The following is a 3,826-nucleotide window of genomic DNA, read 5'->3' on the forward strand; positions in this document are numbered from 1 at the left end:
TTCAGCACGATCACCACCGTGAACTGGTCGTAGCTCGGCGTGCCCAGCGCAAACTTGATCCGCATGTCGATGATCGGAACGATGATCCCGCGCAGGTTCACCACCCCCTTGATGTACTCCGGCGCGTTCGCGATCCGCGTCACCGCGTCGTAGCCCCGCAACTCCTGCACCTTCTGGATGTCGATGCCGTATTCCTCGTGGCCGAGAGTGAAGGAAAGAAACTCCAGCGGTTTGCCGGTGCGCACCGCTGTGCTTGCAGGGTCTGTGGTCTTCGTCAACATCTTGTGGGTTCCATGATTAGGTAGGTGAATCCGGGGCGCTTCGCGTTCATGAATGCGCCAATCGGCCGGACTCGAAGCTGAAGACGCCGACCACCTGCGAGAGGCTTCCAGCTTGTTCCTGCAGTGATTGGGCAGCTGCGGACGCTTCTTCCACCAGTGCCGCGTTCTGTTGCGTCACCTGGTCCATCTGCGTGATGGCCTGGTTGATCTGTTCGATCCCCGAGGTCTGCTCCTGGCTGGCTGCCGTGATCTCGCCCATGATGTCCGTCACGCGCTTGACGCTGTCGACGATCTCTTCCATCGTCTTGCCGGCTTCACCAACCAATGCACTGCCCGCATCGACCTTGCCGACCGAGTCGTCGATCAGGCCCTTGATTTCTTTCGCTGCTGCCGCAGAGCGTTGCGCGAGGCTTCTCACTTCGGAAGCCACCACAGCAAAGCCACGGCCTTGTTCACCTGCGCGTGCGGCTTCGACCGCCGCATTCAATGCCAGGATGTTGGTCTGGAAAGCGATGCCATCGATCACACCGATGATGTCCACGATCTTCCTGGACGAAGCGTTGATCGAGGCCATCGTGTCCACCACCTGGGACACGACTTCTCCACCTTTCACGGCAACCTCGGACGCCGAGACGGCGAGCTGGTTGGCCTGCCGCGCGTTGTCCGCGTTCTGCTTGACGGTCGAGGTCAGCTCTTCCATCGAGGCAGCGGTCTGCTCCAGCGAGCTGGCCTGCTCTTCGGTGCGCGAGGACAGGTCCTGGTTGCCCGTCGCGATCTGGCCCGACGCCGTCGCAATGGTGTCCGTGCCCGTACGCACCTCGCCCACCACTTTCGCCAGGCTGTCGTTCATGTTCCTCAACGCCTGCATGAGCTGGCCGGTCTCGTCACGGCTCTCCGCCTCGATACGGCTGCCCAGATTGCCGGCCGCCACCGTCTCGGCCACTTGCACGGCCTGCCCCAGGGGCTTCACGATGCCCACCGTGAGCCGCCAACTCGCAAGGGCACCGACCAGGAGCGCAACGGCTGACAGCAACATCAGCCAGGTGCGTCCGGCTTCGTGGTCCTTGGCGATGCCCTTGGCGACAGCATCGATCTGCTCGCGCTCGTAGACGGCAAGATTGCCGACGGCCTTCTCATAGTTGGCCAACGCGGCGGCGAATTCCTTGTCCGCCAGACTGTTGGCGCCTTCCCAGTCATTGCCTGCCTTGAGTTTGTTCAGCGTCGCGAGCAACTCGAGCACGACCCGCCGCGCCTCGGCCACGTCGCCGTAGCGCTTCTTCTCCTCGGGCGATGTCATCACTTCCTCTACCTGCTTCTGCAGTGGATTGGTGAGCGCCTGTCCCGCGGCGAGTTCCTTCTTGAAGTAGGCCTCGGTCGTACTGTCCATCGACTTGACCATCGCGAAGGTGCGCACGATGTTGGCTGCGAGCAGGGTGGACCACTGGGCGACCATGCGCTCCTTGACCAGTGGGCCCGCGACCATCTGCTCGCTTGCATCGCCCACGTTGCCCAGCCGGACCATGCCGGTCGTGGAAATACCGGCCATCAGCACCAGCATCGCCGCGAAGCCGATGCCCAGGCGCGTGCCGATCTTCAGATCCTTGAAACTCATCGCACATTTCCTTCGTTGGTTCGAATCGATAGAGATACAGGTATCTATCGGCAGTGCTACGCAAATGTTGAGGCCCGCAAGCTCGTGTCGCTGTCGAGCCTGAAGACACCGACCACCTGCGAGAGGCTTCCAGCTTGTTCCTGCAGTGATTGGGCCGCGGCCGACGCTTCTTCCACCAGCGCCGCGTTCTGCTGCGTCACCTGGTCCATTTGCGTGATCGCCTGGTTGATCTGTTCGATCCCCGAGGTCTGCTCCTGGCTGGCTGCCGTGATCTCGCCCATGATGTCCGTCACCCGCTTGACGCTGTCGACAATCTCTTCCATCGTCTTCCCGGCGTCGCCGACCAATGCACTGCCCACATCGACCTTGCCGACCGAGTCGTCGATCAGGCCCTTGATTTCTTTCGCCGCTGCCGCAGAGCGTTGCGCGAGGCTTCTCACCTCGGAAGCCACCACAGCAAAGCCACGGCCTTGTTCACCTGCGCGTGCGGCTTCGACCGCCGCGTTCAGCGCCAGGATGTTGGTCTGGAACGCGATGCCATCGATCACACCAATGATGTCCACGATCTTCCTGGACGACGCGTTGATCGAGGCCATCGTGTCCACCACCTGGGACACGACTTCCCCACCTTTCACGGCCACCTCGGACGCTGAGACGGCGAGTTGGTTGGCCTGGCGCGCGTTGTCCGCGTTCTGCTTGACGGTCGAGGTGAGTTCCTCCATCGAGGCAGCCGTCTGCTCCAGCGAACTCGCCTGCTGCTCGGTGCGAGATGAGAGATCGTGATTACCGGCCGCAATCTCCTTCGACGCGACGACGATCGAGTCGGTCGATGCCCGGATGCGGCCCACCAGATCGGTGAGCCTGTCTTCCATCTCGCCCATGCCACGCAGCAGGCGCCCGAAGTCGCCACCGCGATCGGTATCGAAGTCCTTGCTGAGATCACCCGCCGACACGGTCTCGGCGATCAGCAACGCCTCGCCGATCGGCTCGACGATGCTGCGCGTCAGCAGCCACGCCAGCACAGTGCCCACCGCCAGCGCGAGCAGCGCCAGGACGAGCAACTGGGTTCGGCCCGACCGGTAGAGCGAATCGATGGCATCGGCCGACTTGTCGATCTGCTCCTTCTGGTGACTCAGCATCGCACGGATGCTTCCGTCGTAGCTGTCGAGTGCGGCCAGCAGCTTCTCGCCGCTGAGCCGGTCTGCTTCTTCCCGCTTGCCGTCCGCCTTGAGCTTGAGGATCGTGTTGCGCAGGTCGACGTACTCGCCCCGCTTCTTCTTGATGTCGGCGCTCAGCGCAAGCTCTTCGGGCGATGCGAGCACTTCTTCGAGCCGCTTCTGCGCCTCCGAGATCGCCGCACTGGTCTTGGTGATGTTCTTCTGCAGGTAGTCCTGCACTTCCGGGTCGTTGCTCTTCAGCAGGGAGAAGGTGCGCACGCTGTTCGTGCTCGTGAGCAGCAGCCAGTTCGCCGCCATGCGTTCCTTCTCGAGCGATTGCCGCGCCATCTCGTGCGTTGCGTCGCCCACGCTCTGCAAGCGCATCACGCCAATGCCGGCAATGCCCGCCACCAACGCCAGCACCAGTGCGAATCCACCGCCCAGGCGCGTACCGATCTTCCAGTCCTTCATCGCTGTGTCTCCCTTGAATTTCGTTGCCGGCCTCAGGCGGCCAACTTCTCGATCAGGCCCAAGTCTTCGCTGGACATCAGGCGGTCGATGTCGACCAGGATCAGCATCCGCTCGTCCAGCGTGCCCAGCCCGATCAGGTAGTCCGTTTCCAGCACCGACCCCATCGCCGGCGCAGGCTTGATCTGCTCGGCGGTCAGCGTGATCACGTCCGACACGCTGTCCACCACCATCCCCACCACGCGGCCTGCGATGTTCAGCACGATCACCACCGTGAACTGGTCGTAGCTCGGCGTGCCCAGCGCAAA

Annotated in this window: 4 protein-coding genes; all 4 read right to left on the minus strand. The window is 62.7% G+C overall.

Annotation, left to right across the window (positions count from 1 at the left end):
• The coding region (locus AC1DN9_RS29845; RefSeq protein WP_478105982.1) for a chemotaxis protein CheW at positions 1-281 on the minus strand (281 nt) is incomplete at its 3' end.
• Between the two features lie 46 nt (positions 282-327).
• The gene (locus tag AC1DN9_RS29850; protein WP_478105983.1) at positions 328-1,893 is read right to left on the minus strand and encodes a methyl-accepting chemotaxis protein; all 1,566 of its coding nucleotides are present in this window, start codon (positions 1,891-1,893) and stop codon (positions 328-330) included.
• A 56-nt stretch (positions 1,894-1,949) separates the two neighbouring features.
• A complete protein-coding gene (locus AC1DN9_RS29855) occupies positions 1,950-3,521 on the minus strand; it encodes a methyl-accepting chemotaxis protein (RefSeq protein WP_478105984.1) in 1,572 nt (523 codons plus the stop codon).
• A 32-nt stretch (positions 3,522-3,553) separates the two neighbouring features.
• Positions 3,554-3,826: chemotaxis protein CheW (locus AC1DN9_RS29860; protein ID WP_478105985.1), on the minus strand; the 273-nt coding region annotated here is incomplete at its 5' end.

The organism is Variovorax sp. 05L425 (assembly GCF_056397705.1).